At 74.6% G+C, this 1,714-nt stretch carries 2 protein-coding genes; one reads left to right on the plus strand and one right to left on the minus strand.

What is annotated here, in order from left to right:
• Nucleotides 1-203: 203 nt before the first annotated feature.
• Nucleotides 204-866 carry an adenosylcobinamide amidohydrolase gene (locus ACWEVO_RS36160; protein ID WP_452311886.1) on the minus strand — a complete coding sequence of 221 codons (663 nt, stop codon included), beginning with the start codon at nt 864-866 and terminating at the stop codon, nt 204-206.
• Nucleotides 867-996: 130 nt separating this feature from the next.
• On the opposite strand from ACWEVO_RS36160, the gene ACWEVO_RS36165 reads away from it, so the two are divergent.
• Nucleotides 997-1,714: Crp/Fnr family transcriptional regulator (locus ACWEVO_RS36165; protein ID WP_452311887.1), on the plus strand; the 718-nt coding region annotated here is incomplete at its 3' end.

Genomic DNA, 1,714 nt, shown 5'->3' on the forward strand with positions numbered 1-1,714 from the left:
CCAGGCCGGCGGGTCGTCGGTCTGGGGGGCGCAGCCGGCGGCGAGCAGGGCGGCGAGCAGCACGCCGACGGCGGCCGCCGACCGGCGCCACGGGCGGGACGCGGAGAGCGCGGGAGCATACATCGTTCGCGACGCTACCGCCCGGCAACGCCGCCGACGACGTCCGATCGGCCGGAAAACTTGTTCGGGTCGTGCAAGCGGGCTCAGCCCGCCCGCCGGTCGGACCAGGGCACGACCGGGCCCGCGCCGCCGGCCAGGACGGCCGCGTGCACCGCCCGGGCCAGGGGGGCACCCCAGGTCGACCGGGGCCCCCCGTACGGGGCCGGGTCGCCGTCGGCCGGGCAGAGCACGGTGACCGCGTCCGTCGGGGTGCCGGTGGCGGGCAGCCCCAGCTCCCAGATCGCCTGCGCCTTCGCCTCGGTGGCCGTCGCCACCGCGTTGACCAGGGCCGCCTCGCCGAGCCGGACCGGGACGTACCCGACGATGTTGACGGTGCCCACCCGCTGGGCCGGGGTGGCGGGCGCGGGGGCGGCGGCCCAGACCGGGGTGCCGAGGCCGACCGTCGCCCAGACCCGGACGCCGCCGTCCTCGCGGGCCACCACCTCGGCCACGTCGACCCCGGTCAGCAGGCCCACGCCGGGTCCGTCCAGGCCGAGCCCGCCGGCCAGCTCGGCGAGGTGGTCGGCCGGGTCGTCCCGGTCGTACGACATGGGCACGGTCGCGTTGACCACCCACCGGCGGACCCCGATGCCACCGCCCAGCGGGGCGGAGCCGACCGCCAGCAGCGGCGCCTCGGCACGCCACACCAGCAGCGGGATGTTCCGCCCGTTCTCACACCGGGTGGTCAGGTACGGCTCGTTCAGCACACCCCGCAGCCTATGATCTCCAGGGGTGCACCTCTGATTCCTGCTCAGGTGCGCCTAGACTGGCGGCGCGCGAGGGATCAGCGGACGGCGGACCCGGCCGACGGACGGCACGCGCAGGCGGAGGTGCGCGATGGACGAGGTACTGGCCCGCAGCGGGATCTTCCAGGGTGTCGACCCGGAGGCTGCCGAGGCGCTCGCCAAGGAGATGGAGACGATCGAGGTCCGCAAGGGCGAGGTCGTGTTCAACGAGGGCGAGCCCGGCGACAGTCTCTACATCCTGCTGTCCGGCAAGATCAAGGTGGGCCGCCGCGCGGCCGACGGCCGGCAGAACCTGATCGCCGTGATGGGCCCGTCGGACATGGTCGGCGAGCTGTCGCTCTTCGACCCCGGCCCGCGTACGGCGACGGCCACCGCGGTGACCGACACCCGCCTGGTCCGGCTGCGCAAGCAGGCGCTGCGGCCCTGGCTGAACAACCGGCCCGAGATCGCCGAGCAGCTGCTGCGGGTGCTCGCCCGCCGCCTGCGCCGGACCAACGACTCGCTGGCCGACCTGATCTTCACCGACGTGCCGGGCCGGGTCGCCAAGAACCTGCTCCAGATGGCCGGCCGGTTCGGCACCCGCGACGGCGGCGTGCTGCGGGTGACCCACGACCTGACCCAGGAGGAGATCGCGCAGCTCGTGGGCGCCTCCCGGGAGACCGTCAACAAGGCGCTCGCCGACTTCGCCTCGCGCGGCTGGCTGCGTGGATTCCGACGACCGATACACGAGACGACGTCGGCTTCCTCGGCTCGCTTCCCCTGCCGCAACGTACGAAGTCGAAACCAGTCACCCCCTCGATCGGCTGCCC

This window comes from Micromonospora sp. NPDC003776 (genome assembly GCF_053605645.1).